Below are 26,663 nucleotides of genomic sequence, written 5' to 3' on the forward strand. Positions count from 1 at the left end.
TTTACCCTCCATTCACCAGCTCAAAACGGCCATTTTCCAGATCAACATGACTACTGAAAGCAAATGCCAATGGGCGGGAAGAGCACAACAGATGCCCGCGGATTTCAAAGCAGAGAATATTGTGAGCATTCAGTTTTTGATCGCCCTGCATACCCGTGATGGTTAATTCCTGCGGCATAATGCGCGGTTCAAAATGGAGAATAGCTTCGCGTATCGCACGCTCAATACTTTCCCAGCTCACCTGAGAAACAAACTTTCCAGCCAGTGCACGAATACCAAAATTCAATGTGCTGGTGCTGACATGCGGCCATGATGAAAGATCGGCACCAGAGGAATAATGGTCGCAATTAAGTAGAGCCTGTAAATTATGCAGAACCGACAAACGAAGTTGCTGAGCACTGTCACCATACAGCGCATCTTCCCGATCATTTCCGCTCTCTGTCAGACGTTCAAGTAACATGGGAAATGTCTGATGATTGGCATAAACTGCCGACCCCCTACGTTCCCGGGCGTTTTTTTCTGGTATTCTGCTCATCATTTAGCCCATATGAATCTGTTCAGAATCCACTTTCGTTATCGCCTGTGACGTGATAATGGTATTACGTGCATGCAGACGGACATAATCGCGCGCCTGACAATCCAGCTGCCCAACCCGGACATGTTCTGCCTGTTCAACCTTACGCAATACGCGCTGGCTGATTTGCACTACGGTTTTCCACAAGGCTTCCACGCGCTGCCCAAGCAGACAAGCCACATTCACCCAAGCAGTCAACTCATCACCGCTGTAACGCATATGAGCAATATGGCAATCACTCTGCTGCGCCGTGATCTGCACAGATTGGCTATCAATACTGACCTGTTCAGCGCTGTGGAGCGTTAATTTGCCTTGCGGAGCGATACATAAGTCCCCCGGAACATTAAGCGTTACAGTCTGCTGCTCATCACTACGACTCAATACAGCCAGCACCCATAGCCGATGGCTATCGTCACCACAAATCAGCACCTCGTCACCAGTTTGTGGACTCAGCAAACAACTGATAGCAACACGACATTGCCAGCCACGTTGTTGATACTCGACGATGACATCACCGGTTGGCAGTATGCTGACTACTTGCCCCGCAGCCTGTTGAGGGAGATTAATCCCCAATGGAAATGGTTTTTGCGTTGCGTTCATAGATCAACCTCATCACTAGTAAACTTCTGACTTCCGTTAAACGCTAGCGGCGCGCACTCCACATCTCTGCTGCAAACAGCGCTTCATCCTGTTCCAAAATGCCTTGACGGTTGGAGAAACGGGTTGCTTGCTGACAGGCCCGATGCATCAGCGTGCGCTTAAAACGCGCCTGACGCAGATCGGCGTGACTGAGATCTGCCCAACTGAAATCGGCATAGCTCAAATCGCAGCCGATAAAAGAGCAGTTATCCGCGTGCGCATAGCGCCACTGACTTTGCACTAATGTGCTGTGAGAGAAATCAGACTGGCTCAAACGGGCGGCAATAAACTGCCCGTGATTGATTTTTGCCTGCCGACACTGCGCTTCACGTAAATCACTTTCAATAAACAGCGCGCCCTCAGCCTGTATCTCATCCAAACAGGCACCTCGCAGAGATGCGCCTTTAAAACAACTCTGCGTTAATATCGCTTGTCGGAAATCGGCATGATCCAATTGGTTATCGGTAAATTGGCAAGCCTGAAAGGTAAGTCCTTGAAACTGTCCTTCACGTAGATCGCAATGTGCAAACACGACCCGTTCAAAACGGCTACCTGCAAAGGTGACACTGCGCAGATCCATACCGAACCAAGTCAAACTCTGGCAACGACAGCTATGCACCGCACCATTGTGAATATCACAGTCGTACAGTATGACCTTATCAAGCGAACTATCGGTAAGACGCACATTATTAAGGTGAGAAACGATGAAATAGCTACTATCAAGAACTGCATGCTGCAAAGAGAGCTGTTCCAGCTGACAGTCATTAAATACGCAGTTATTCAGTTGAGTGCGATCAAAGCACGCTTGCGACAAAGTACATTGTTGAAACGAACACCCCTTGATCGCCATGCCCTGAAAGGAGGCATACGATAGCTGACATTGCTGAAATACTGTCTCATCAAGTCTGCAACAACTGAGATCAACACTTTCAAAAACAACATTGACAAACACCATACCAGCCAGATCCCGCCCTGCCAGCAGGTCGTTAGTCAGACATATATCTTGAATAATTTCCCCTTGCGAAATCAGCTCACTCAGTTGTTCCGGCGTTAACGTTTTCATATTAAGTCCCCGCTGGCACAAGGTAGAGTTTTACACTGATCAAGCAGAGCACCCTGCAACTGAGTATTCACATCAACACTGGATTGAGAAATATCGGCGCGAAACAGATTAGCGCGACGCAAATCTGCCCCCGCTAAATGGGACTTTTGCAGTATTGCCCCCATCAGGTTAGCTTCCTGCAAATTACTATTCGTCAACAAGGTACGAATAAACAGAGAGTTGCTGCCATTAACAGCCCGCATTTGGGCAAAACTGAGATCAGCTTCGCTGAAATCACAGTTTTGCAGTACAGCCTCTGAAAAATCAGCGGCTTCAAGGAGTGTGAGGCGAAAGTTACAACTGGTCAGCCGCGCATGCTGGAACAGACCGGAGCGAATATGAGTTTTACCCGTAAATACACAACTCTCTAAGTGTGCATGCTGGTATTGAGCATGATCGAGTGCACTATCAAGAAAAGTACAGCTATCCATCACCGCATGATTGAAACGTACTGCGGTAAACCCGCCATTGATCACCGTCATACGTGTCAAATGGGCATGACTAAAATCCAGCTCTTCCGGCACCAGATCCATAAACAGGCAATTTTCCAACCGTGCTTGGGAAAAATGGCAATGGTAGAGCATGCACTGACGCAACAAAATATCACTCAGAGAAGCCTGGGAGAAATCACACATGACCAGCTCCGCCTGCTCCAACAACACACCACCAAGGCGTGCACCGGTAAAATAACAGTTGTGACACCGTGCTCCAGTCAGTGAGACATTATCTAAACAGGCAGCATTCAGCGAGGTATTATTCAGTGAGGCATAGGCCAGCATCGCTTCACTCAGATCAGCTTCATCCAGACAACAGTTATCCAGATTGGCATTTTCCAGCAGGGTACGTTGTAAATTAGCCCGACGCAGATCCAAACCAGAAAGATCGGCCCCCGTCAAATCCATATCACTGAGATCACGTTTTGTTGCCATGCAAGCCATCACATGGCGACGTAGCACCTCTGCTTGTTCACCCTGCAATCTGGTAGCTGGTGGACGCGTATTCGCTGACAACAGATACATCTGATGCAAGCTGCGGTGTGTCTGTTTCAATGTTTCAGGTGTCTGCAATTCCGGCGTTTTTTGCGACTGTTTGTGCAACAGATCCAACATGCGGTAGTAACTTGCCGGGCCAGCCGGGGGAGCACTGGTTTGTTTCGTTGCTGCATAAGCAGCACTTTTTTTCTGAACACGCTGTTGTATACGTTCTGCCTGCCGCTCCAGACTGGCAACCAGCTCAGGTAATTTATCGGCAGTCAGCGCTTTTTCCCCTTGCAGCGGCAACTCTGTCAGCAGTTGATTGATATCCTGATCTTGCTTCTGACTTCTCGCCTGATGCCGCTGGCGCAAATAGGTTTCACGCCTTGTCATCGTCTCGGCCAATGCACTGGGTGTAACCTGCACATCATTATCTATCCAAGGCGCAATCAGGCTTTCATCCATCAAATCCTTTTCCCGTAGGGTAAAAAGTGCACCTTTCTCTTTTTCTGCTCGTTGTGTCATCACCTGTTGGTAATGGGCAACCGGACGCTCAGACTGTGCCAGCTCCATAGCGACCAACATCTGATGTACATCCGCGGCATCATCTTCATTAATCGGACAGGCACCATGCCAAATGAGTGCCATGCGTTCCAAATGAGGCATAAACCATGCCGTGGTAGCACGTAAATGGACCTCCTCAAGACGCATTTCCTCACCACGCTGGCGGTTGATAAAACAACGTGCCTGCCAGCCCGGTAACGTTCCCTGTTGTACGGCCTGAGTGGGATGCATATTCCAGATGCGCCAGCTAGCAGCGGGTGGCAAACAAGATTGTCCCGTCAACCACTGATCCTGTCCGGCCATATTGAACAGGTGCCAATCGGTATCGCGGGCAAAACCGGGAAATTCATGTGCCAGCCACTGTTTATCATATTTTTTCCCCATCAAGCGGCTACGTTGAGGCCAGCTAAAATCCAGTGGTGCAAAACTGGCTGGCGGTACACGCTGATATACTGAATGCAGCAACTGGTCAGGCAATTCAACATTAGGTAATGGATGCCACAATACGCCATCATGGGTAACCGGTTCATCCCCCTTACCCAACGGGTTTTCTGCCGTACAGTTACCGCCAAAAGCATTTGTCCAATCAAGATGCATCTTCTCAAACGGCTGTGGCGCTGAAGGATGCCCGTTCTGCCAGTAACGATCACCAAACACCATCAGGCTTTTTTCTTTATCAGCAACCTGAATCCTCGCTATACAAGCCTCTTTTTGCGACTGATGATTCGTCCAGGCATAACCGGTAGCAAAGAATTCTGCACAAGGCTTAGGGATGGCAAGATCCAATACTCCGCCGGTGCTTTGCAACTCTTGTGAAACCAGTTGCCATAGCTCCGGTTCTGGCCTGATTTGTGGTGAATCGCTCATATCGGTCAGCGCCATCACCGTGACGCCCAAATAGTTTTGCTGCTGCCAGCGCCACGGACGATGTAAGAGTCCCAATCTCAGAGGTTTTATAATTTTCATCACCAATTCTCCTGTCTTGTGCCTTGGTATGTCAGATAAAAATACTTAAACCACTGAGACTGAGACTCAGTGCTACCGCATTGATATTTATCTGTCCCAAGCTAAGGTTGAGGGTATTGGTTGACATATGGAGCGTGGTATTACCGATGTTCAGCATATTATTTGACATCACCACACCCTCATTTTTCATAGCAATAGAGGAGTTGGTGTAATTGAGCATGTTGACACTCTCCGTCGTGCCACAAACGGTTAAGGTATTGCCGGCATGGGTTTCTATGTGGCCCTCAATCTTATGCTCCATATCTTTTGTTTCGATGCACACCTTACCGCCACAATTAAGATGAGCATCGGCATCTGCCTGAATTTTCAGGTTATCTTTAACATGTTCTTGCCAGCTACCATCAATACTTCGCGTTACCGCGCCCTTAATTTCTACTTTCTGATCCTTATCTACGCGTCTGTTATCAACACCGTTGATCTCAACACTGACCCCCTTCTTGTAAATCACTGAGGTTGGAATTTTCTGTTGCTGTTGCTGCTCCGATGCTTTCTGATCCGCGATTTCCTCCGGTGTCAGCCCCTGTAATGTCATCAGCTTCTTCTGCGCCTGATTATTGGGATCGCTGCTTTCTTTGTTGAGATACAGGCTGTCACCGTAGATGATTTGTTTACCCGCATCGAACAGAATATTGCCCCGCGCATGATAGCTGATGTTTTCCCCGGCATGCTGGCTGATACTCTGACTGACCTGTGTCTCTGATTTACCGTGGATACGTTCATACCTGCCACCCGCAATAAAATCTGCGCGTCCACCGACACCGATAACGGCAGTTTTCCCTAACAGGAAGGTTTGAATATCCGGCATCGTTTTCAGGGTGTTGCACATGCCATAATGCTTGAAATGGGTTTCGCCTTTTATCTCCTGAGCTAAAACACCATCAACAGTAATATTTTTATCGTGCTCAACGGAGATATTCATGTCACGTTCAGCGTGCATCGTGAATGATTCACGCCCAGGCGCATCTTCGAGAAACAGAAAACTGGCATTTTCTACCCCGCCCTTCTTACTGCGGCTCATAAAGCCCATTCGGGTCGCATCATCGGGTAACTGCCAAGGCGGCATACACTCTTCGTTATACACCCGCCCAGTTACCAGCGGGCGATCCGGGTCACCGTTAATAAAATCAACCACCACCTCTTCACCGATGCGTGGGATTTGTAAGCTGCCATATTTCCAACCAGCCCAACTGCTGGAAACTCGCACCCAGCAAGAGCTGCGATCATCCGGCTGGCTGTATCTGTCCCAACGGAATTTCAATTTGACACGACCATATTTATCGGTCCAAATGCTTTCTCCTGCCGGCCCCGTGACTTCCGCCGTTTGGGGGCCACAGGTTTTCGGCCAAGGCGTTATCCGCTGTGGACGCCAGACAATATCAGCCGGCACTGCACGAAATGTGGCCTGAAATGGCCCTTTATCCTGATTACACTTGTCCAATTCGTCATACAGCGTACAGTCATACAATTCATACTCTACATGTGTGACAAGAAAAGCGTCTGAATCAGACGGAAAAGGGCTATTTTGCAGGGTAAAAGTACTTCCCGGCGCCACTCCGCACGCGGTCGTATTACCATACATCTGTTGTTGTTGCGCTTTAAACGCCTGCTGACGAATTTGCGCATAAAATTGACCGTGCTGATTGTCGATATAGCGTCCCGGCCATTCGAAAACATCAGCCTTATTCGCTGCAAACGACGCTGGATTACGACATACTTCTAATAAATGCGCCCGTGGTTTACGGAAATCATAATCATCTAGCGTGTAAACCCGCGGCGTAATTTCCTGTGCCGTATTCCAGCAGGTAATACCTTCCTGATGATCAACAACACCCGGTTTTGCAGCTAAATAACGAATTTGAGCATAAGCATCATTAAATGGCCGATGCGCATTCGGGGAATCAGCCAGAATTAAAGTATGCCCCTCTTTCTGATGACTGAAATAATAATAAATACCTTCATGTTCCATTAATCGACTAATAAAGTCAAAATCACTTTCCTGATATTGAACACAATATTCCCATTGACGATAATGGCTACTGAGACGGTTTTCGATATTGATATTATATTTTGCAAGTAGGCCAGCAATAATATCCGGCACACTCTGTCCCTGCCAAATATGACAATCACGGTTTTGCGTCAAATACCATAAAGAAGGATGCAACGTGAAGATATATAACTTATCCCCACCTTCCTGCAAATAATGTCCAGCATATTCGATGCGCGTAATATTACCATGCAAGAAACGGGAACCACCCTGTATCAATGGTATCTCCAGAGACATACTCTTACCCAATAATGACTTCATATCGAGATCATTACATGGACAGAGAAACTCCACGTTAAACTGATACAATTGCGACAACGATTCGCTACCGGTTAATTTTCTGAAACGCAGTTTATCGCTATCAGAAATATTACGCGGTATATTCGCAATCATGCGGGCATCTGTACGATAATCGGATGTTTGACTCATCATGATCTTCTCCAATAAAACAGGCCCGTCTTACTATCAATGGGCGTCGCTCGCGCTAATATCTCAGGCGATAATAGGCTGTACAGGTCAGAGCAGAACATCAGGTAATAACATGAGATTTATTTTCTCCTTAATAGATGCACCGTTATCAGGTATTCAACGGATTGAGACCGATGCGCAATATACTGACTATTAACACTGACATTTGATATTGGTAAATCAGGAAGCTACCTGATTACCAGTACAATAATGACAAATATGGAGAGAAAATATGTTTCGTAAAAGATCAAGAAGATCAACGAGATCGATAACATCGAATCAAAATCCGACGCGGTCGTCTTATTATGACAGCCCGGCATTATTCGACAACCTAGCCAGTTTATTGTATCCAGAATATTACTGGTTTCTGGCAGACTTACCGGATGAATTACAAACTGAATTGGCAAAACCAAGCCTGCAAAAGAGGGAGAAAGAATGAAGCGGCTATCTATCATCAGTGCCTGCGAAATGACGCGTAAGGCATTTTTATACTTGCTAACACCGCATGTAGACGTACTCCATACGTATTCATCACCATCAGAATTTACAGCCGCCACAGACGAATCGTATGGCTTTATGTTATTAGATATCTGCAACCGTAACCGGGAATGGTTAAGTGAGATAGCCGGGTTTTGCCAGCAATATCATTGGTTATCTGACTGGCATCTTAGCTTGTTGATTGACTCCTCATGCGGAACCAGCCGAATAATAACGGAGTGGCCTGGTATTCGCAAAGTATTTAATCTAAACCAACCTGTACAGGCATTATATGATGAATGTCTCGCGTGGATACAAGAAAACGATGATGGCAGAGATAATTTAAGTACTTTTAAATGATGCTATCTGGATCATTTTTACTTGTTGACTCTATTATTGCAGAGAGAAGTAATATAATAATAAATAAACTTCTCATAATCTCCACCTCGTTATATTGAACAATCACATATAATATAAGATCCACCTCAGCAAAGTTGTAATTAACAATATATCAAAATAAACATCAAGTAATAGCATTGTATTTGTAGAATAATAAGATTATATGTAAAAGAGCATTCTGAGCGAGAGATACAAAAAAACCTACTGTCAAAAAGTAGGTTTGTTATTAATCTGTCAGGCCCTTTAAGCTTTGACAGATTTCGCCAAATCATTTCCTGTCATTGCAGGAGGACTATCCAACTGCGCAGGCAAACATACTTTGCTGGTGCAGACTACGAGCAAACTGACAACTTAGACTCAACTCTTTCCTACTATGCCCCCGAACCAGCAAAGCCTCCCAACGATGATGATGACCTGGCACAAAACCAGTACAAGCAAACCCGGCCTGTTGCAAAATTTGCATAGCCTGAAGGGTACCTTCCCCTACCGGGAGTTTCACATAGACCAATTTGCGAGCCGGTAGCTCTGCCACCTCTTTTATCCGCTCAGTTGTCTGTTTTTCTATCCACACTTCCAACCTTTGGCCATGACTCGTCATGCTGATCTCTGCATCAACTGCCCCCTCCGGTTTTAGAGGCTCCTGACCAAATACTTGAGTAACCGATTTCAACCAATTTTGCCAACCCAAAGGCCAGTGTAATTCTGGAAAGGGCCAACTTTGTAACGGCAGGCAGCCCAAAACTATGCTTTCAGGATGCGTCTGATCAAATGGTGATGTTACATAGTCCGGCAACAAGCCGGTGGTGTGAAAGCCCAAATTTTGGGCTAAACGCTGGCTGTGATTATGCGACGATACTTGCTTGATAGTGAGTATACTCAAGCCCATTTCTCTGGCCTGATCGCACAAATATTGCCCCAGTGCAGTGGCGATACCCTGACCACGCATCTGTGGATGTACCGCGATAAGCGCGAGTTCAGCTCTTAACGGACAACGATCATCCCGCCATAGTGCTGCATGTCCCAATACCTGGTCATCCTGTACTGCAACGGCAGAATACCAGTGTTTTGCCGCATTATAGCGGCCAAGCATAGTTGGCAAATAAACTTCCGGGTAGACATAATCTTCGCCATAGACCACCCGGAATAAGGCGCTGACACCGGTGGAGTCCTCTTCCCGGAATAATCGAATCAATGGCATCACTGGATTTATGCTCATGCTGCCTTCTCTTCAACACGATAACCACGATGATCAATCACACGCATCAGCTTACCGGAGCGTGGATGAGTCAGCATATTTTCGAGAGCACAGTCGACCACCTCAACATACAGCTCGCCCTGACAACATAGCTTGGCTATCGCGGGTTGGACTGCCAACAGCGCTTGACGGATTGATGTTGTAGATGATGACGTCGATGATTGATCTCTGGCCAACAGTAGTTTTATCTTATCTATACCATCCTGACGGCTCAGCAATAACTGCCAGGCAAGTATTCCTTCTTGCTGTTGCAGTAAATGAGCAATCTGGTCCGGAAAAAGAGACAGCGTGGACACTCGAACTCTGTGAGCACTTCCAGCCCGCCCCTGCAAAGCGAATTTACGCTGCGGTTTCCCAGGTTCCTCACACCAACAAGCCATATCACCAGTAGGATAACGGATAACCGGCATCAGACGCCGTTGTAAGTTGGTAACAACTAACATGCCATTCTGCCTTGGTACGGTAATAGGCTGACCACTAGCTTCGTCAATAATTTCGACAATCGTCTCAGCATCAAAAACCCGATGTTCGCCATGGCAGCAATCCGGAGCAGCTGCCCCAATGAGGCCAGCATCAACACTGGCACAACCAATTGAGCCAATGCGTGCATTAGGAAACACGGTACTCAGCAATGTTAGTTGTTCCGGAAACAGACTTTCACCACCGTACAACAGGCGTTCAATATTGGGTATGGACTGGCCGCTCTGTTGCAAAGTGCTGGCAAAACGTAGCAATTGCACGGGCACTCCGACCAGAACGTTGATGCCCAGACTGACAATAGCGTCAGCCAATGCCTGATCATCAACTGAACAAGTGAACGGATACTCGATCACTGGCACCGGTGAATAAGACAAAGCGCCGTGAATGAACAACAAGCTAGTATATAGATCACCGGCAAAAAATAGATTGGCAACGCGGTCACCGGGCTTTAGCTGCTGCGCCAGTCCTTGCCCGAATGCCCGCACAAAAGCGCGCCATTCGTCACAACTGAACACCGATAATCTGCCCTCACTGGTAGAGCCACCTGTTTTGAAAACATGGCCGCCGTTGATAGGGCCGGTCAATACCGGCCAGTTTTCCAATGGTTGCGACTGCTGCCAGTAGTTAGCAGGATCGATTAATGGCAAATCAGTCAGCGTCCAGCCGGAGCGAGGCAAATCACGGTAAAGATCCCTAAAGAAGGGAGCATGATCGCGGGCATATTCAACCAGATCGTATAATGATAATGTCATGATTTACTCAAAAAATAATATTATTGGTCTCAGAGTCGGTAATCCAGCACTAACGGCGTTTTGCCACTTTGCGGATGATGACGGAACTGTCCAACTGGCGTAGGAATCACTTCCAGTTGCAGTAATCCACCGCTGACAACTTGATTTAGCATCCTGCTATGTTGTAACAGATGAATACGCACCTGATCAGCGTCCCCATCCGCTAATATATGAATATAATCACAACCATCAGAGTTATTTCCCACCAACCACTGCACCGGAAACGCTAACCCAGCCGATAACTCTGTCGGATTCAGGAAAATAGAACCTACCCGTATCAATGCACCATGACGCCCCTCCAGTTTAAAACGTGGAGCTGGCAATCCGCAGGAACAGGAACCCGGCAGCCAGTGACCTAAATCACCTAAATCGTAACGCTGAATCCACTGCCCTTCCCGTGCCAGAGGGGTGAACACCAATCGGCCTGTCTCACCGTTCGGAACAGGCTGATCGCTGTCCAGAGCCAATATTTCCAGCCATTGAATATCAGATAACAGATGGAATTCTCCATCGTGGCAACAGGCACAAGCATGACCCAGAGGACCCGCATCTACTGAACCGTAAATTGCCGAGCGGATCACCTGTACACCAAAACTGGACAAAAACTGACGTCTATCTTCGCTAATATGCTCCCCACCAGTAAAGACTTTGCGTACACCACCATAAGCACGCAACGTGGCTTCTTCACATTCAAACAATCGGTGTATAGTGCTTGGCATCCCCACCAGCGTATTGACCCCTTGAGTGACAATAAAATGCCTGATTTGGCTAAAATCATCGTCTATCGGGCCTCCCATTGGGTAATGCGGCACGGATAATTTATCCAAGATAGTGAAAAAACTGAGCATACCGCCATACAAGTTGCCACCATACAGCAAATTCATTACCCGATCCTGAGCCGGGTCCAAACCAGCGGAAAACAGGCCATCTGCCGCAGCCTGCATCTGGCTGTGATAGTCTCTGCGGCTGAAACCCGCCAGTTTGGGGGCACCACTACTACCACCACTGCGGAAAAATAGCTGTGCTTTCTCAGTGACGCCATTTTGCTGAAATTTGGCTTTATCCATCACAGGAATCCCGGCCAATTCTGGCGGATTAACCGACAATTTATCCAACGAGACATGGCTCGGCAGTTGCTCAGCTTTCAAGCTAACAGAGACACGTCGTGCAAGCCGAGTCAATGCATAAACACCATCATGCGGTTCGCCTTCATAGCCATCGTGCATAGCGCCAACCTGACATATGCGGCTAACTCCAGCGGCCAGCAATTGGCGACTAAGCACAGTCAGTTCATCTGTTTTGGCTATCAGGCCACAACTTTGCAAATAAGGGCGCCACGACAGCAAAATTTCTACTAATTTTGCCCGCGGTGCTGGACGAATTTGCAAAGTACGGTATAACGGTGATGGCACCAGTTCCTGACGCTGTATCCAGGCTACCCGCCATCCATTACCCTGTTCTACCGACCCCGTCAGACCAACAAAAGATTGGTCCAACTGCAAAAACGCCATCTGACTGCTGATTTCAGCCGCTTCTTGTATATCGGGTTGTAACGCTGGCCATACTGGCGCCCGCTGAGCCAACGTGGTAGCCATAGCACTCGCCACCTGCCGTAAAACATCCTCATCAGTGCTGTCTACCAACAAACACTGTGGGCTGGAACACGCTTGCTGATCAAAACGGCAAACATCATCAGCCAACGCATCGTAATCAGCACTACTGGCAGCTACCGGATCAAGATAAGCAAAACTGATACGATGTCCCCAATCTATCCAACGGCAACCGGGCCGCAATTGGCTACGGATAGCTGTCAATGCAGTATTACTGCCCCAGGCTGACACGGCATCAGCACAATCCAATAATTCTGACAATTGATCAGACGGTAAAGGCAATACAGATACATAAGACGCTAACTTACCGCTAAGATCATGACGCAAAAATTCAGCCAATATCTGTGCATTAAGACCGCGATCACTACTGCTAGGACGCAACCAGTTGACATTGCCAACCAGCAAACTTTCCAGCACTGCCATAAATGGCAGCAACGGAGCATTAGCTGGCGTGATGTGCACCACTAATCCGAAAGGTTGCCAAGTTTCAAAACGTGGTTGTGTATAGTCAAAACGGCGCAAGGAAAACGGCTGTTCGCCCAACTCGTGTCGCAACTTTGCTTCCAGCGAATCACGATGACAAAAACTGCGTAAAGTATTGATTGTGGTGGTATCCAGTCCAAGTTTAGAAGCGACAGCATCGAGACTGTCGGCAAAGCGCCCGGCACATTCCAATACTTGTTGTACGTTTGGGGGACAAGCCAGAGTATCAGCAAGACTATTTTTAAGTTCAACCAATACAGCTGCGGGCTCTAAGTCAGAGATAACCTTACCATTAATTAAATACATTTCAGGATTCCTTTATCAACTCAGAAGCGGCAATCGCACAACTGCGGTTTTTACTCGTACCAGCACGACCCAATAACTCAAACCAATCGGTAGCCACCCCACAGCCACATTCAGCAGCTGGATGCAGCACAGCCAAATCATTCACCACAATACTGTGGGCTGGGCTGGAAGTGATATAAGGTGATATCAGATGTAGAAAACCGGGCTTGCCATAGGATTGGACAGCCATACTGGCCGTATCACGAATATAAGCACGAGCATAAACCGGCACATGAAAATGATGATTTCGGCACTCAACATAAGGCACCGGATGTTCAACCGAGCCATAACCATCCCGGCAACGCTCATCAGGAATACCCAGTTGTTCTCCTAAACGCTGATACAGCAAGGATCTTGGTATCGCTTTATCGGCGTGCGTTTTCCAGCCACCACCTAAAAATACTAATGACTCAGGATGCAGCTGCATCGGTGGCAAACCCATTTCCCGCATCCGTTCCAGTGCAAACCAAAGGAATGCCGGAAAACCCAGCATACGCACTGGCAACCCTTGCACCACAAACTCCTGCAAAGATCGGATCACACCAAATGGATCAAATTCATTGCCTTTTCCGTTATGGCGCAATGCATAACAGACTTGCGCCACTGGCGCGTATTTACACAGATACTGATCGGTATAAGCCGTTCCCAGAGTAATTGCTCCGGCAGGCTCATAACTCAGCAGCAAATAATTGCAGGGCTGTTGTGGCGTATGCCAACCGTAATACTCGAAAATGCGTTCAACCATATTCTGAGCTGCGCTGATACTACGAGTATCGTAACGCATACGGCTTTTTTGACCCGTAGTTCCGGATGAAGTTAATTCCAGTGCATCCCTGCCAGAAGAGCTGAGCAACAATTGCTGTTTGAAATAATTAGCGAAAATGGGTGGCAGACGCGACCAATCGTTCAGTTTCTCTAGTTTTTGAACGTCAAAGCCGCCTGCTTTCAGCCACTGGTAGTAACCGGGAGTGTTTTCACAATGGTACAACGTCAGCTCAAGCATGGCGGCATTAAACAGTCGATCGCAATCACTATCGGCACGATAAGGGTGATCAAGTGCGCAAAGAGCGTCAACATAAGTAAGAGAAGTCAAAAGTCATCTCCAGAAAAAAAAGAAAAAAGGGCATTTACTCCCTTAAAATAATAAGTAAGCAGTTTCACCAGCCCGCAGGTAAAAACCCAAATAGCCAAACAAAAAAATCATTGCATGGTGAACACAACTACTTAACCAAATGAAAATAAATCATTGCATAGGGAAAACTAATATTTAAACTTGTTAATTCCTTGTAAGTAAAACAATAAAAATACAACAATTATGATTCAATAAAGGTCAATGTAATAACAAATCTCTCGTTAATAGCCTTATCATCGAATCTAATCATAATTATTTATACGTTAATAACTTGAAAAATAGTTCTCAATGACTACATCAGGCATGGTTTACGATCAAGAATTAACATTTAAGAAACAAATAGAATTTTAAAGTCTCTACTATATTCATACATAATTAATAACTGGCATAATAGTTAATAGTGTTACTTTTCTATTTCAGAAATTTTCTCAATGAAAAATACCCTGACCAGAAATATAACCATTAAATTCAGGGGAACAAGAATTTTATATTTAACAATTGCATCACTTCAATACCGATTAATAACGAGAATATCATATAGTCTATTTCTACTTCAGTGATGAAGAATATTCAGAATTACTTACAGCATTATAAGAAACACAAGTCTAAAACCTGTATTTTCATTAACAACATTGACAATGCCAAAAAAGCACGCAACCCATGATACTATCGATACAAAAAATCTATTTGATAAACATAAAATCCCTTTAAAAAAAACATATTAGAAAAACAAAAACATATTCCTATACATACGATAGAAACTAGTTTTAACATTATTAATTTCCTTACTTGATTAATTACTCACATTAATATTCATTAATTAACCATAACTCCTGACAAGGAATGAAATACTCTTCAATAACAATCAAGTAAGAATTATTATAAGTTATACCATATATAATTACATTTCAATAAAAAATCACAAAGTTTTACTATGGTAAAATCGCAATAATGCACAATATACAACTAACATCTTAAGCATTGTTACTATTTACCACTTAATTTCCACAATTTGATATATAATTACAATTATATATTATTTTAATATAAAAAATAACAACATGAATTAATTGCCATTTTAATACATACCATACGACCGTCAGTGTAAATTAACAATTGTGATAATTTCAATTTTTACTATTTCCAGTATAAAAGAAAACACCTTCCCCAGAAATAAAGATATATATCTGACATACAATTTATTATCAGCGATCATAAATTTATTTAATTCATTCCAGCTTGATCTCTTAAATGCATTAATAAAAAACCGTGACAACCAGATTTAAAATAATTATCACAGGCAATTATGTCATTAAAAAAATCTATTCAGTTAGAAATAGTGAAGTATATAAACATACCTCCTATTACATCTATATCCTTCATCTTTCAAGTTGCTGCTTTGTTGGCTGCGTTCACTTGCCGCCGCGCTGCAATTTGAAATCTATTGGGTATATTTCTACTATAATTCTTATTGTAGTTATTACAGTAACATCAGTAAAAGTAGAAAGATTACAGCGATTCCTATTATGACTACCAACTTTATCCATTTATTTATCAGGAGCATAAGATGAAAGAAACTGAAAAAAAAGAAAAGGGTGAAATGCTTGATAGCAATGATCATTTCTTTTTTGTTGTTAACCTAACAAACGAAAATTTAAGAGGTCAGGTGATTTGGAGTAACTCTGAAAATACCAGTACTCTTGATGTCAGCGGATTAAGACCGGGGACGGCTTCGTTTCTTCAAGGATTCTACCCAGCTAGTTGGAAAACTGATTATTGGCAATGGACTGAAAGAGGAAGAAAATATCAATTGGATTGCTATGGTAGCGATATATATGTCGTGGTTGTCATTAGCTACTATGGCATTAGTGTCTTACCAACCGCAACCAGCCCTGATACATGGCAATGGTAATTTATCTTTCACATGATTATTTACTCGTGTAGTATTAACCATGTGGAAAATATAAATAATAACCTCTACCTTAAAATATAAGTCGAAGCCGGAGAAACAGCATATTGTGATAAAATCACAATCTTTGTTGAACTGGCTTGCAGTTTTATATTCTCGAATATCCCTCATTGAGCATCAATAACGCGGTTAATCGACGGGAATAGTTCTTATCACGGGTTTTATGGATAAGTTTTCTCATTATAATCTTGTTGCGAAAAATCTTTATGCCAGTGTTGGTTTCGTTGAAACGGGAAAATTGATGTGGAAGCAATGGCGAGGATATTGGAGTCTCACCTGAAACAGCATTTTTGGCGAAATGTACCGATATGGCGAGCCGATTTCTTCATCATTTGTTGAATCGATGATCAATGAAGTTATCGCTAAACGGATGGAGAAAAAGCAGCAGATGCAATGGAGCCAGCAAGGTGCGCATTACTTACTCCAGACACGCACAGCAGTACTCAATGATGATTTGAAAACCCAATTTGAGCATTGATATCCCGGCATAAAATTAGGTGATGAAACGGAGCACTATTGGACAGAAGCGGTTGCCGCATAAGTGCCCCAAGATTTTTATGCTCACCAATTAATCAACAAAAACGCTAACCGGTACACCAAAGCGAACTGAGAGTTTACGCATAGCTTCAAGCGTTAACGAACGTTCACCTTTCAAAATACGACTAACAAGGGAACGCATCCCTATTTCGTCCTCAAAATCAGTCTGATTCAGGCCGTACTGATCCATCAATGTACGCAGAATTGCTACACCACTTTGTGTGCTAGCAATACGTTCATTGAACTCTGTAAACTCTGGTGCACGACTTTCGTAGGTGTCAATTTTAGCCGTAAGCATATCGACCAGCGGACTATCTGGATTGTGCTCGACCAGATATTCTACCAGCTTCATAGCCTCATCATAATCTTTGCGGGAAGTGCTGCCCCCTAAGAGAGGGACAATGCTTACCAGACCATTTACTGCCTGAATTGCTTCGTTGATCATCATTCTTTATTCCTCCGGTAATAATCCGTCAATTTGTCATATTCTGCATGGGTTGATATGTGCTTGATAAAAATTTTCCCACGCTCAAAATCTGCAAAAAACATCACTCTTAGATTATTGCCGCCAACATTAATGACCCACCATTTTTCCCGATATTTCATCCGATCCAGACTAGGGAATACGCACTTCATTTCATCTGGAGAACTGAACTTTAAGCGCTGCAACGACTTATATAGATCATCAAGTGCGGCGGAACTATTTGGGTAGCAGCGTGTAGCTAAATCAAACGGCTCCCTTGAAATAACATGCATCTCCATACCCCATTGTTTCCAATTTGGAAACAGTATACCGCAGGTTTATTATGTTGACAATATGGAAACAAATTATTCTACAGGAACATGGCTGGCTTCCGAAATAGAATCGTTTTCATCGCAACAAAAGCCAGGAAGACAAAAAAAGTATTTTATTAACTCTGGTTGACCGCAAAACGCTGTATACCATTATTGTTAAACTTGATAGCAAGCAGGCATCAGAAGTAGCAAAAGCGGTAGTGAAAGTATTATGCCCGTTAAAACAAAGGGTTAAGACCATCACATTCGATAACGGTTTAGAGTTCGCAGATCATGAAATCATGAGTAAAAAATTAGAAACCCAAATTGACTTTGCTCACCCTTACTCGCCTTGGGAAAGAGAGATAAATGAGAATACCAATGGATTAATCAGACAATACTTTCCAAAAGGAACTGATTTTAATGAAGTCTCTGATCAGGAGATAAATTTTGTGGTAAACCGATCAAATCATCGTCCCCGAAAAACACGGAGTGGGAAAACACCGAATGAATTATTTAAGGGAATACGAACATGTTTACTTCCCGATTAACGATGTTGCACTTATTATGTGAATCTACCTACTTAAAATATCCCGCTACCTCTGCAATAAATAATATCGATTAAGTAACTGACTAAAACGGGTATTAATTTGTTGACGTAATGCCGGAGAAACGGCGCCATTTTTTTGTTGCTCCGCCAATTGACGCAATAATTCTTCCAATGGCGGTGTAGTGGACAACGGTTGTCTGATGCCAAATACCATCGATTTCAGTTCAGATCCGGTAAGATAACGCCCGCGTTTTTCATCCAGTGCATCAAGTCGCGCCGTCAGTTGTTGCAGCCGTGATTGAGCCAGATGGTAATTTTCCAGTTCCGACATCGGCAGGGCCGTGGCCTCACGTTGCTGTAACCACTGTTTTTCCATGTCCTGCACCATTTGGCTAGCCGGCCATAATGTACGTAACTGCTGTAATAACTGCGAGCTATAGCTCAATCGCCATAGTGGCGGCAGTGCGTCTAAGTTTGTCAGTTGGGTATGACTGGCATCTATTGCTTTATCCTGCAACCGGCTCAATAACACCGCATTGTCAGGGTGATGTAACTCAACCAATTGTGTTGAAAGCAATACTTGCGGTAACGGATGCACTGTTTCTAGCAAAGCCTGCTCCATGAAAGGTGATTGGTGCACCCTGTCCACCAGCCAACTCCCCGTTACAACCAGAGCACATAATGCAATACCCGCTACAAAACCATGCCATGCTTTCCAACGGGATGCAGGCTCCCCGCGAATCACTTTGACCTGCGGTTGCTCAGAGGAGATAGTTTCGTGTACCACATACATCAGTTGTGGTTGAGGATGTTCCATCGGCATCACCATAGGATTGCCTTCGTGAACATGAGCCGAGGAACGAGAGACGGATACCGCCCCCTTTTCCTGCTCTAGGCTCTCCAGTCGCCGGGCATGGTTGTGGAGCTGTACACGCAAGCTATCGAGTTTGCTTACATGTTTCAGTTCTAAACGTTGAAGCACCTCACACAGATGTTCAAGCACCTTTTCCGTGCGATAAATCAGCGGCAGGTCGATGTAAGAGAAAACGCAGGTCCGCAACACCTGTTGCAAACGTGCGACCAGCCAGGCAAAAATTTCAACCCGCACATGAACGGGTTGAGGCCAGAACTGTGACCATTGATGACTAACTAACCCATCAATCAGTGCCAATCCTTCATCCATGCCCGCTAATCCGGCACGTTGGGCGCGAGCCAGTGTGTACCAGGCAGCGCTTTGCAGTTCTACACCATTTAAACGAAATAATGTCAGACAAAGCTGTTCAACTTTAGCCCAGTCAACATCTGGCCGTGCCGGGTGGCTCAGTTTGCCCATTTCTTCTTTCAATGCACTAAATTCAGGCAGTGCCCGTGGGTCGTCCCCAGTATGTACGGTGTAACCGGATGATATTGTGGTCATGATATTTATCCTTAAAAAGAGTTAATCTATGCGCCCTTGCTGGCGTAAATGGCGGATCAATACCTTCCCTTCCGGCACAAATTCAGTACTGAAACGCACCAATCCCACACCTTTCAATTCAGCGTTGATGTCATAACGCAGATGCGCCGGCTCAAGCTGCGGCAGTAATGTCACATTGACCTGTTTCAAACGCGGTTCATAAGCCAGCAATGTATGTTCAATTGTCGCGATCAAACGCTGTGACGAAGCGGGCAACTCTTGCAGGATAGTGTTGAGATCAGGCAAACCATAATCCGGCAAATGGGTGAGCGAACCCGCACGGCAGTTGAGGATACGCTGCATATTGTTCAGTACGGATAAAATCACCTGCTCCTGTTTACTGACCTGATTGATATCCAGATCTTCATTAAAGTTAAGCGTCAGCATTTCGTAAAGTGAGGGTCTCATCTGTTTCATCGGTTATTCCTTCATGGGATTCAGTGTTACGGTGCCGTTACCCAACTCAATAGTGCGTGGTTTATCCGCATCCAGTTCGTCACGCTTGATCACCAACCGCCAATCATTATTAGTGGCATCCGGTGTATGGAATAGCCCCACGACCGCCACAAACTTCGCCGCCTTTTCCATCGGCATATCCAGCATCACACTTCCTTTCGGTGCCACCCTAATATCCCGTTGTGCCAACCTGTCCGCCTTAAGCGCCTCACTGTCACCTTTCAACAGTTCCGCGTAACTGGCGCGCTCAAAGGCTTTATTGTCTTTGAGTTGATAGACACGTACCACCGTACTCAACGGCATTTGTGCGTCATTGGTGTTAAGCGCACTGCGGGCGTTGAAATCCAGATGCAGTGTCTTCACTTGTTTATGGAAAATAGATTGAGTAACAGCTACTGTGCCGTCGGTTATGCTCTGAGTCAGACCGCATCCAGCCAACCCAGCCGTTGCCAGCCAGACCATGCTACTCATCATGACTGATTTAAAATTGATAGTTGCCATTCTCGACCTCCCGATATTGATAACTTGGCAATAACCCTTGATAGTTTCCCAGATTAATCGTCACCATCCCTGAAACAGCCTGTGTCCCCGGTTTTAATCCTAATACACCGGTACGACCTAACCGGACACGCTGTTTTCCCAACTGAGCCGGTGGCAATATCCCTTTAGGTAAAGAGAGATGTAATCGCACACTGCAACGCCAACCCAGATAAACACGCAGCAGTACTAACAGATCGGTATGCAACTCCCTTTGCGGCAACCAACCCAGAGCTTCATCGGCATCTTCGGTATAAAGATGAAGCACCATCTGACTATTAACATCCGTTCCCGTTTTACCCAACACCAGACGCTGAGAGAGCTGAATGGGATGGTGACGACTCAGACGGGCCGGTTGGATCAACCACACCCGGCGGCGATCATGCGCCGTCACCCGTGTCTGCGTCAGAGGTGCCAGCAACGCGACCAGCTTAATGACCCCTTCGGCGGTCCGCATTGGCAACCGCATAGTCCCTAGCAGTGCCAGAAAGCGGGAAACCGGCGTAGCAATCTGTTGCTGGCTACCCGGTATGCCCAAGCCAACCAGCCCAAGCAAGCACTGTGATGTGTCGTCTTTACCGCCCGGATGATAAGTGGCTGGATAGGAATATTTACGCCAGATACGGTAATACTGAGTCATCATCCTGTGGTTAAAAATATCCAGAAAATCTGTCACACCTTCATAGCCTTCACGCCGCTGAGCAATATCGTCCAGATAAGCGGTAGGCAACGGGGAATCCACACCGTACAGGCCAAGAAATAAAGTACGTATTGTCGGGAGCTGTTCCGGCTGGACCTCATCCCATTCTGCATTTCTCAGTTCACTAGCAGGAAAACCCATACCAGGATGGGGCCGGAAACGTATCGGATCATCACTCGGTGAAATCGTGCTGCCCAGAGGTGGACGCCCGTTCTGTATACTTTCCAGCAATTGGCAGAAACGATAGAAGTTAAAACCGTAAATATTTGGTGCCAGTCGCTGCACTAACCGGGAATACGCTGATTGTGATTTTCTTTCCATCGCAAACATCTCTCCGAAGGTTGAAGGACCAGTGTCAGTTGGTTAAACAGATGAATATCGGTATACAGCGAAAAGAAACGGTTCAGCATCTCACCGAACAGAAAAATATCGCCTTCACCGGAGAAACCGTTACTGTTAAGAGTAATTTCAATATCAACGCCCCTCAGCAGATAGCCCTTTTCAAAGCGTTGGATCAAGCTATGTTTCACCCCGACAATGGCATCCAGACGACGACAATTCATCTCATCATTAGTCCAGTTATAAAGCCCTAACGTACCGCGCAGCACTTCCGGGTTATCCATCATGCTAAGAAAGTTGGAACCGAGATGGCTAAGAACTCGCCAGTGGAAACGGTCATTCGCCGGGGGATAGCAAGGTAACGTCGGTGAACAAAGATTTTTCACGCACAGTTTGCCTCCAGTGGACTGTAATGTCTGTTCGAGTTGCGTATCACGCAATGCCCTACGGGGTAACTGACCATTCGTACCAGTGATACGCAGCGACAATGTTTCATCATCAATTTCCGGATCATTTTCAAACGATTCACCGCCAAGGATCAGCCAGGTATCATGCAAACCCGAAGGATTTGGAGATACACGAGTGTGATAGTAGCGTTCCGGCGCTGTATTACGCATGATGCCTCCCCGATGGCGGAAACTGCTGAATGGCACAAAACATTGTGTTTCACCCCGTCCAGAAGAGAGCACCTCATCCACTGAGTAAATTTCGGTATGACCATCCTGAATCCGCATCGGGCGCAGCAAATATTCATTTTGCATCCGCGAAATGTGCATCGGATCAGCTTCAACATTAAACAGGTTGATCACGGGTACACAATGCAACCGGATATTTTCCGCCGAAAATGGCAACTCATACGACCACAGTTCACCCAGTACCATTTCCAGTTCAAACCAAGGGGTACCATCAGGGATATACAATGTTTCCAGACCGTTGAGTGCTACAAACATAAATTTTTCACGGAAAGTAAAATATTCCAATAACAGTTGATAGCCGCTGAACGCACTTTCCCCTTTAGGCCACAGAACATCGTCACTATCGAAACCCATTGGTGAAAAATGCCCCTCAAAACGGCGACGCTCCATCCCCGACACGCGGACATAAATGTTCTGAGTCTGCCGGGTGAGTGCCAGATGCAGTGCAGAGCTGAGCGGACTATTCGCTTTGAGGTACAAAGGCAGTCGCGTTAAATCGACTTTATTCCATTCCGCTAATCGACCACAGTCAAAACGCAACCTGATCACTGAACGCCCATCGGTTTCATTTTGCAGCGTGGCAGAAGTGATATGCAGCGGTGTTATGCACACATCACGAGTCGTCCGGTAGTAACAGCGGGTCTGGCTCGGTCCAACAGGTTTTGATACCACCTCAAACCCTTTGCCAATATTTTCACTTTTTTGCAAATCCTGGTAATCCGGTGCCAATTCAACGATAGAAAGTGAGGGAATCGTGCGCATATAATGCGGCCACAGTAGACTCACCAATCCTTCCGTCAGTTCTGGCAAATCATCGTCAAGTTTCTGACGCATCCGACCCATCAAGAACGCAAAGCCTTCAAGTAACCGTTCCACATAGGGATCAAGATCGTGCCCTTCGTCCAGATTAAGCATTGCCGCCCGATCTGGGTGCGCCAGCGCGAACTCTTTACCTGCTTCACGCAAATAGTGTATTTCCGCCTCGTAATAGCGGAGAATTAAATCATCCATAGGATTGTTCTCATGATTGTTGTCATAAAAATAATGTTACCGGTTCAACCTGAGTGAACCGAAGAAGGAATTCATGCCAGTAAAATCAGCCACATAGCACCGCAGCTCTAACCGGATCAATCGCCACCAGCCCCGCTAACAAAGTCTCCATGTGTTGTGCCATCCGCGCTTTATCCTGTTCACTGCGCTGCGCTTTCATCCTCAGCAACTTAAGCAGACACGCTTTCACCTCAAACATCAGTGCTGGCTCCCATTCGCCAAGATTAAATTGCTCATTGGCGTTCAGCTCAGTCAGCAGATGCAAGGCCATTTCATTTTTGCCGTATTGCTCCGCCACCCGCGCCATCAGCAAGCGCTGTAACCAGCGCTGACGCGCGCCGTTGATACTCGGCAACTGCCCCAACCAGCGCAACGCAGCATCTATACCTTCACTGTCCGCCAGTTGCTGCGCTTCCGGTTCCAGAGCTAAAACATCATCATCGTGCTGGGGCTGCATCGGTGAATGTACAAACGACCAGTCTGTCTGAGAGTCATGAACCTGTTGGGCTATCCAGCCGGACGTAACTTCATCCGCAAACGGTGTCCCGTCGTTATATGCCAGATTTTCCAGTCCCGGCAGCCGTTCAAGTAACATTCTCAGATCATGTTTAACCATCTCTGTCCAGCTTTCATAGGTGCTACCTAATCGGTTTAATGCCTGACAGAGATACCACTGCAAATCCAGCCAGAAGTGGTTAACACTTTCCGAGAACATTCGGTCGGTTTGCTCCAACAAATCGTGCCAGTTTTGTTGCCGGTAGAGCCGTTTTAATAAGGCCCGATATTCCATGCGTGGCGGCACCAACCGAGTACGTCCGTCAGCATCCAGAGGAGGTAATTGATGCACGGTATCCCAGCGGACACTTCGCATAAGCCGTGCAGAAGAGAGCCAGCCTTGAGGCTGTTCACGCAGATAACGCGCCAGTTCACGTGCTTGTTCCAACAGAGCACGCCCGGATTGTACCTGCCCCCATGATACAGATGACTCACCCTGAGCTGATGAATTACTCAGCCCACCAGATAAAGGCATCGGAGCAGCCGTTTGGGGTACCACCGCATCCACACCACCAGACTGCGCCAGTCGGTTTTCCAGAGTGCCTGCCAGCCCAACAAGGGAGGGCCGGGCATTTTCGTCCCAGGTGGCAAACGTCTGTTCCAATAACGCCAAAGCGGATACGATGCGTTCAAAATCAGTACGGTTTACCTCTGGATAGCGTGACAAACTGTCCTGAATTTTGGTGCCAATCAGCCATTCTAGCGCCGCTTTTCGACTCCCCGCCCGCTCAGGTAATAAGGCTTCACCAAAACGATCTACCAGTGCAGCCAGTAACGCCAGCCCATCAGCCAAACCACTTTCGCCATCTTGATGTAAGCGCGCCCACACATAATAGGTCGCCACGCGGACATCTTTACATTCGGTGGTCAGCAGTTTTTCCGCTAATTGACAGATAAGCTCGGTATCAATGCCACTGAGCTTGTTCAGCTCCTCCCGCATACGCTGAAAATCGTCGTTATAAACCGGATCATCCCCTGCGGGAACCTCAGCACTAATGGGTAACAGCCAGTTTTCCCACAGAGCCACCCTCTCCCGTGCTTCTGCCAACGCATCACGCCCGGCAAAGCAGTTAGTTATCAGTTGATTCAGCATGGTTTATTCCCCTTTATCACTGAATATTTGTGTCGGTAATCGGAACCCTTTCAGCCCCAACAGCACCAGCGGGCCTTTCCCCTGCGCCGTGCGTAAATCCCAGGTCAGCGGCAACCCGTCCGGCGCCATAAACCTCAGCCGGTAACGCCCCCCCTCCTGCGCTTTCACCTGTGCCTGTTCCAGCCAGCGCAGCAGCCCCCACTCCCCCGGGTAATCACCAAACACCCGCGCCCCGGTATTCACACTCGTCCACGTCAACACCACCCCAGGATTATCGCTCTCTCCCGGCCAGCGCAAACGCTGCCAGCTCTCCATCTGGTTAAAGTAACGCAACCTCTGACCGTCTATCGTCAGGTCCGTTTCCGCCACATCCCGTACCGGCTTCGCCCGCAACTCAAACCGCATTCCCTGACCCCCGTTCGTCAACAGCACATCCGATAATTCACTCAGCTGATTTATCGCCGTCAGAAACGCCGGGTTTACATGCAGCCCCTGACTCCCCTCCTCATCCACCACCCAGTGGTTGCCCTCTTTATGCAGCACGCCCCCTAACTGACTGTGCAGAAACTGCTCTATCCGTCCCGTATCGGCCTGAATAAACTGCCCCAGCACCGGCAGCGACGCCTCATCCTGCTCATCGACAAACGGGTAGCGCCCGTTAAACGCCGCCTGCCAGTCTGCCACCACCGACGCCTGCCACTGCGCATTGATACTCGCCGCTGACGGGTGCAGCACCGTCTGCCATGCCTGCATTAACGGCTGCACGAACACCGACTGACCAAAACCGTTCCATTCCGCCCCCAGACTCGCCGCCATCAGGCTGCCATACGACTGGGTGTCCGTCAGGTCCACACTCTTTCCCTGAAACACCGTCTGCGCCAGTACCTGCATTCTCTCCTGCGGGTCATCGGTATTGGCGATTTGTTGCAGTTTCAGCCGTATCCGCGTCACCCGCGTCAGGTAAGTTTGCAGACTCAGGGTCCGGTCTGCCGTCATCAGGGTTTGGCCGCGGTTTTTCCCCATCAGGGTCAATAACGGACCGAAGGTGTTGTCCAGGGGACTGGGCGGACCGCTGTTCGGGTCAGGGGTCAGGTCAGTCACGGGCCGGTTCGGTTGCTGGAACAGATTGCGGGCCGATTTCACCAGCGAGTCCGATAATCCCTGCCCCGGCTGCCCGGTTTCCCCCTGATACGCCAGCGTGTTCATCAGCGCTATCAGCGGCGACTGACGCACATCCGCCATTACGGTTAACTGGTCTATGGTGTCGGACAGATTATGCCCTTTATTCCACCGCACACTGTTGAGGAAATTCAGCCACGCCCCGGCAAAATCCGTAAAGTAACGCTCGGTCAGCCGGGCTTTTAATACCGCCGGGGAAACCGCTTCCGCAATAGGCTGACGGCCATCACTCAGTACCCAGTCAATCTCTTCTCGCCGGGACGCCACCACCTCCGCGATGGCCTTCTGCACCTGACCTTCCCACGCCTGACGGGTAAACATCCCCGGCACCACTTGATTCGTGCTAAACAGCCGGCGGGCATCGGTCGCCCCGGTCATCTGTGCCAGCCCTAAATCCCCGTAACTGGGGG

Annotated in this window: 21 protein-coding genes and 2 pseudogenes; 5 read left to right on the forward strand and 18 right to left on the reverse strand. The window is 46.9% G+C overall.

Annotated features, from left to right (window positions below; translation table 11 throughout):
- Position 1: 1 nt before the first annotated feature.
- From tssE (C5469_RS18710) to C5469_RS18730, 5 genes are read right to left on the reverse strand one after another with little or no spacing between them, the layout of a single operon-like run.
- On the reverse strand, positions 2-535 hold the full coding sequence (tssE, locus tag C5469_RS18710) for a type VI secretion system baseplate subunit TssE (protein ID WP_166309802.1): 534 nt from the start codon (positions 533-535) through the stop codon (positions 2-4).
- Positions 536-538: 3 nt separating this feature from the next.
- Positions 539-1,174 carry a DUF3540 domain-containing protein gene (locus tag C5469_RS18715; RefSeq protein ID WP_166309804.1) on the reverse strand — a complete coding sequence of 212 codons (636 nt, stop codon included), beginning with the start codon at positions 1,172-1,174 and terminating at the stop codon, positions 539-541.
- A 43-nt stretch (positions 1,175-1,217) separates the two neighbouring features.
- On the reverse strand, positions 1,218-2,276 hold the full coding sequence (locus tag C5469_RS18720) for a pentapeptide repeat-containing protein (protein ID WP_166309806.1): 1,059 nt from the start codon (positions 2,274-2,276) through the stop codon (positions 1,218-1,220).
- The gene (locus C5469_RS18725; protein ID WP_166309808.1) at positions 2,273-4,819 is read right to left on the reverse strand and encodes a DUF2169 family type VI secretion system accessory protein; all 2,547 of its coding nucleotides are present in this window, start codon (positions 4,817-4,819) and stop codon (positions 2,273-2,275) included. The genes C5469_RS18720 and C5469_RS18725 overlap by 4 nt, the downstream gene beginning before the upstream one ends.
- 31 nt (positions 4,820-4,850) lie before the next feature.
- Positions 4,851-7,355 (reverse strand): type VI secretion system Vgr family protein, encoded by a 2,505-nt coding sequence (locus C5469_RS18730; RefSeq protein WP_242689529.1) that lies wholly within the window; start codon positions 7,353-7,355, stop codon positions 4,851-4,853.
- 268 nt (positions 7,356-7,623) lie between these two features.
- Here C5469_RS18730 and C5469_RS18735 point away from each other — a divergent pair, with 268 nt between their 5' ends.
- Together C5469_RS18735 and C5469_RS18740 are read left to right on the forward strand one after the other, a co-directional pair.
- Complete coding sequence (locus C5469_RS18735; RefSeq protein ID WP_166309810.1) at positions 7,624-7,830, forward strand: hypothetical protein; 207 nt, start codon at positions 7,624-7,626, stop codon at positions 7,828-7,830.
- Complete coding sequence (locus tag C5469_RS18740) at positions 7,827-8,228, forward strand: hypothetical protein (protein WP_166309812.1); 402 nt, start codon at positions 7,827-7,829, stop codon at positions 8,226-8,228. Before C5469_RS18735 ends, C5469_RS18740 begins: the two co-directional genes overlap by 4 nt.
- A 331-nt stretch (positions 8,229-8,559) precedes the next feature.
- Here C5469_RS18740 and C5469_RS18745 read toward each other — a convergent pair whose 3' ends face one another.
- Genes C5469_RS18745 through C5469_RS18760 form a run of 4 tightly spaced genes read right to left on the reverse strand, consistent with a single transcriptional unit; the run spans position 8,560 to position 14,324 of the window.
- Positions 8,560-9,483 carry a GNAT family N-acetyltransferase gene (locus C5469_RS18745; protein WP_166309814.1) on the reverse strand — a complete coding sequence of 308 codons (924 nt, stop codon included), beginning with the start codon at positions 9,481-9,483 and terminating at the stop codon, positions 8,560-8,562.
- Complete coding sequence (locus C5469_RS18750) at positions 9,480-10,754, reverse strand: phenylacetate--CoA ligase family protein (RefSeq protein WP_166309816.1); 1,275 nt, start codon at positions 10,752-10,754, stop codon at positions 9,480-9,482. Before C5469_RS18750 ends, C5469_RS18745 begins: the two co-directional genes overlap by 4 nt.
- A 29-nt stretch (positions 10,755-10,783) precedes the next feature.
- Complete coding sequence (locus C5469_RS18755; RefSeq protein ID WP_166309818.1) at positions 10,784-13,192, reverse strand: acyl-CoA reductase; 2,409 nt, start codon at positions 13,190-13,192, stop codon at positions 10,784-10,786.
- 1 nt (position 13,193) lies between these two features.
- A complete protein-coding gene (locus tag C5469_RS18760) occupies positions 13,194-14,324 on the reverse strand; it encodes a LuxE/PaaK family acyltransferase (RefSeq protein WP_166309820.1) in 1,131 nt (376 codons plus the stop codon).
- A 1,606-nt stretch (positions 14,325-15,930) separates the two neighbouring features.
- Here C5469_RS18760 and C5469_RS18765 point away from each other — a divergent pair.
- Together C5469_RS18765 and C5469_RS18770 are read left to right on the forward strand one after the other, a co-directional pair.
- A complete protein-coding gene (locus tag C5469_RS18765; RefSeq protein ID WP_166309822.1) occupies positions 15,931-16,275 on the forward strand; it encodes a hypothetical protein in 345 nt (114 codons plus the stop codon).
- A gap of 346 nt (positions 16,276-16,621) precedes the next feature.
- Positions 16,622-16,873 (forward strand): annotated as a pseudogene (locus C5469_RS18770) (ISKra4 family transposase); the annotation flags it as partial.
- A 27-nt stretch (positions 16,874-16,900) separates the two neighbouring features.
- Here the strand turns inward: C5469_RS18770 and C5469_RS18775 are convergent.
- Complete coding sequence (locus tag C5469_RS18775) at positions 16,901-17,317, reverse strand: helix-turn-helix domain-containing protein (RefSeq protein ID WP_166309824.1); 417 nt, start codon at positions 17,315-17,317, stop codon at positions 16,901-16,903.
- Positions 17,314-17,625 carry a type II toxin-antitoxin system HigB family toxin gene (locus C5469_RS18780; protein WP_166309846.1) on the reverse strand — a complete coding sequence of 104 codons (312 nt, stop codon included), beginning with the start codon at positions 17,623-17,625 and terminating at the stop codon, positions 17,314-17,316. The genes C5469_RS18775 and C5469_RS18780 overlap by 4 nt, the downstream gene beginning before the upstream one ends.
- 134 nt (positions 17,626-17,759) lie before the next feature.
- Between C5469_RS18780 and C5469_RS18785 the strand changes: the two are divergent.
- A pseudogene (locus C5469_RS18785) lies at positions 17,760-18,194 on the forward strand (IS30 family transposase); the annotation flags it as partial.
- A 45-nt stretch (positions 18,195-18,239) separates the two neighbouring features.
- Here C5469_RS18785 and C5469_RS18790 read toward each other — a convergent pair.
- From C5469_RS18790 to C5469_RS18820, 7 genes are all read right to left on the reverse strand, one after another.
- Positions 18,240-19,610: a VasL domain-containing protein gene (locus C5469_RS18790; protein ID WP_166309826.1), complete on the reverse strand. Its 1,371-nt coding sequence runs from the start codon at positions 19,608-19,610 to the stop codon at positions 18,240-18,242.
- Positions 19,611-19,631: 21 nt separating this feature from the next.
- Complete coding sequence (gene tssE, locus C5469_RS18795; RefSeq protein ID WP_166309828.1) at positions 19,632-20,066, reverse strand: type VI secretion system baseplate subunit TssE; 435 nt, start codon at positions 20,064-20,066, stop codon at positions 19,632-19,634.
- A 3-nt stretch (positions 20,067-20,069) separates the two neighbouring features.
- Positions 20,070-20,606, reverse strand: a complete 537-nt coding sequence (tssJ, locus tag C5469_RS18800) for a type VI secretion system lipoprotein TssJ (protein WP_166309830.1) — start codon at positions 20,604-20,606, stop codon at positions 20,070-20,072.
- A complete protein-coding gene (gene tssG / locus C5469_RS18805; RefSeq protein WP_166309832.1) occupies positions 20,587-21,663 on the reverse strand; it encodes a type VI secretion system baseplate subunit TssG in 1,077 nt (358 codons plus the stop codon). Before tssG ends, tssJ begins: the two co-directional genes overlap by 20 nt.
- Positions 21,627-23,387 carry a type VI secretion system baseplate subunit TssF gene (gene tssF / locus C5469_RS18810; protein WP_166309834.1) on the reverse strand — a complete coding sequence of 587 codons (1,761 nt, stop codon included), beginning with the start codon at positions 23,385-23,387 and terminating at the stop codon, positions 21,627-21,629. Before tssF ends, tssG begins: the two co-directional genes overlap by 37 nt.
- A gap of 85 nt (positions 23,388-23,472) precedes the next feature.
- On the reverse strand, positions 23,473-25,074 hold the full coding sequence (gene tssA, locus C5469_RS18815; RefSeq protein ID WP_166309836.1) for a type VI secretion system protein TssA: 1,602 nt from the start codon (positions 25,072-25,074) through the stop codon (positions 23,473-23,475).
- Between the two features lie 3 nt (positions 25,075-25,077).
- Positions 25,078-26,663 (reverse strand): ImcF-related family protein (locus C5469_RS18820; protein ID WP_278249776.1); only part of this gene is annotated, 1,586 nt, incomplete at its 5' end.

Source organism: Photorhabdus cinerea (assembly GCF_011189575.1).
Taxonomy (GTDB): Bacteria; Pseudomonadota; Gammaproteobacteria; order Enterobacterales; family Enterobacteriaceae; genus Photorhabdus; species Photorhabdus cinerea.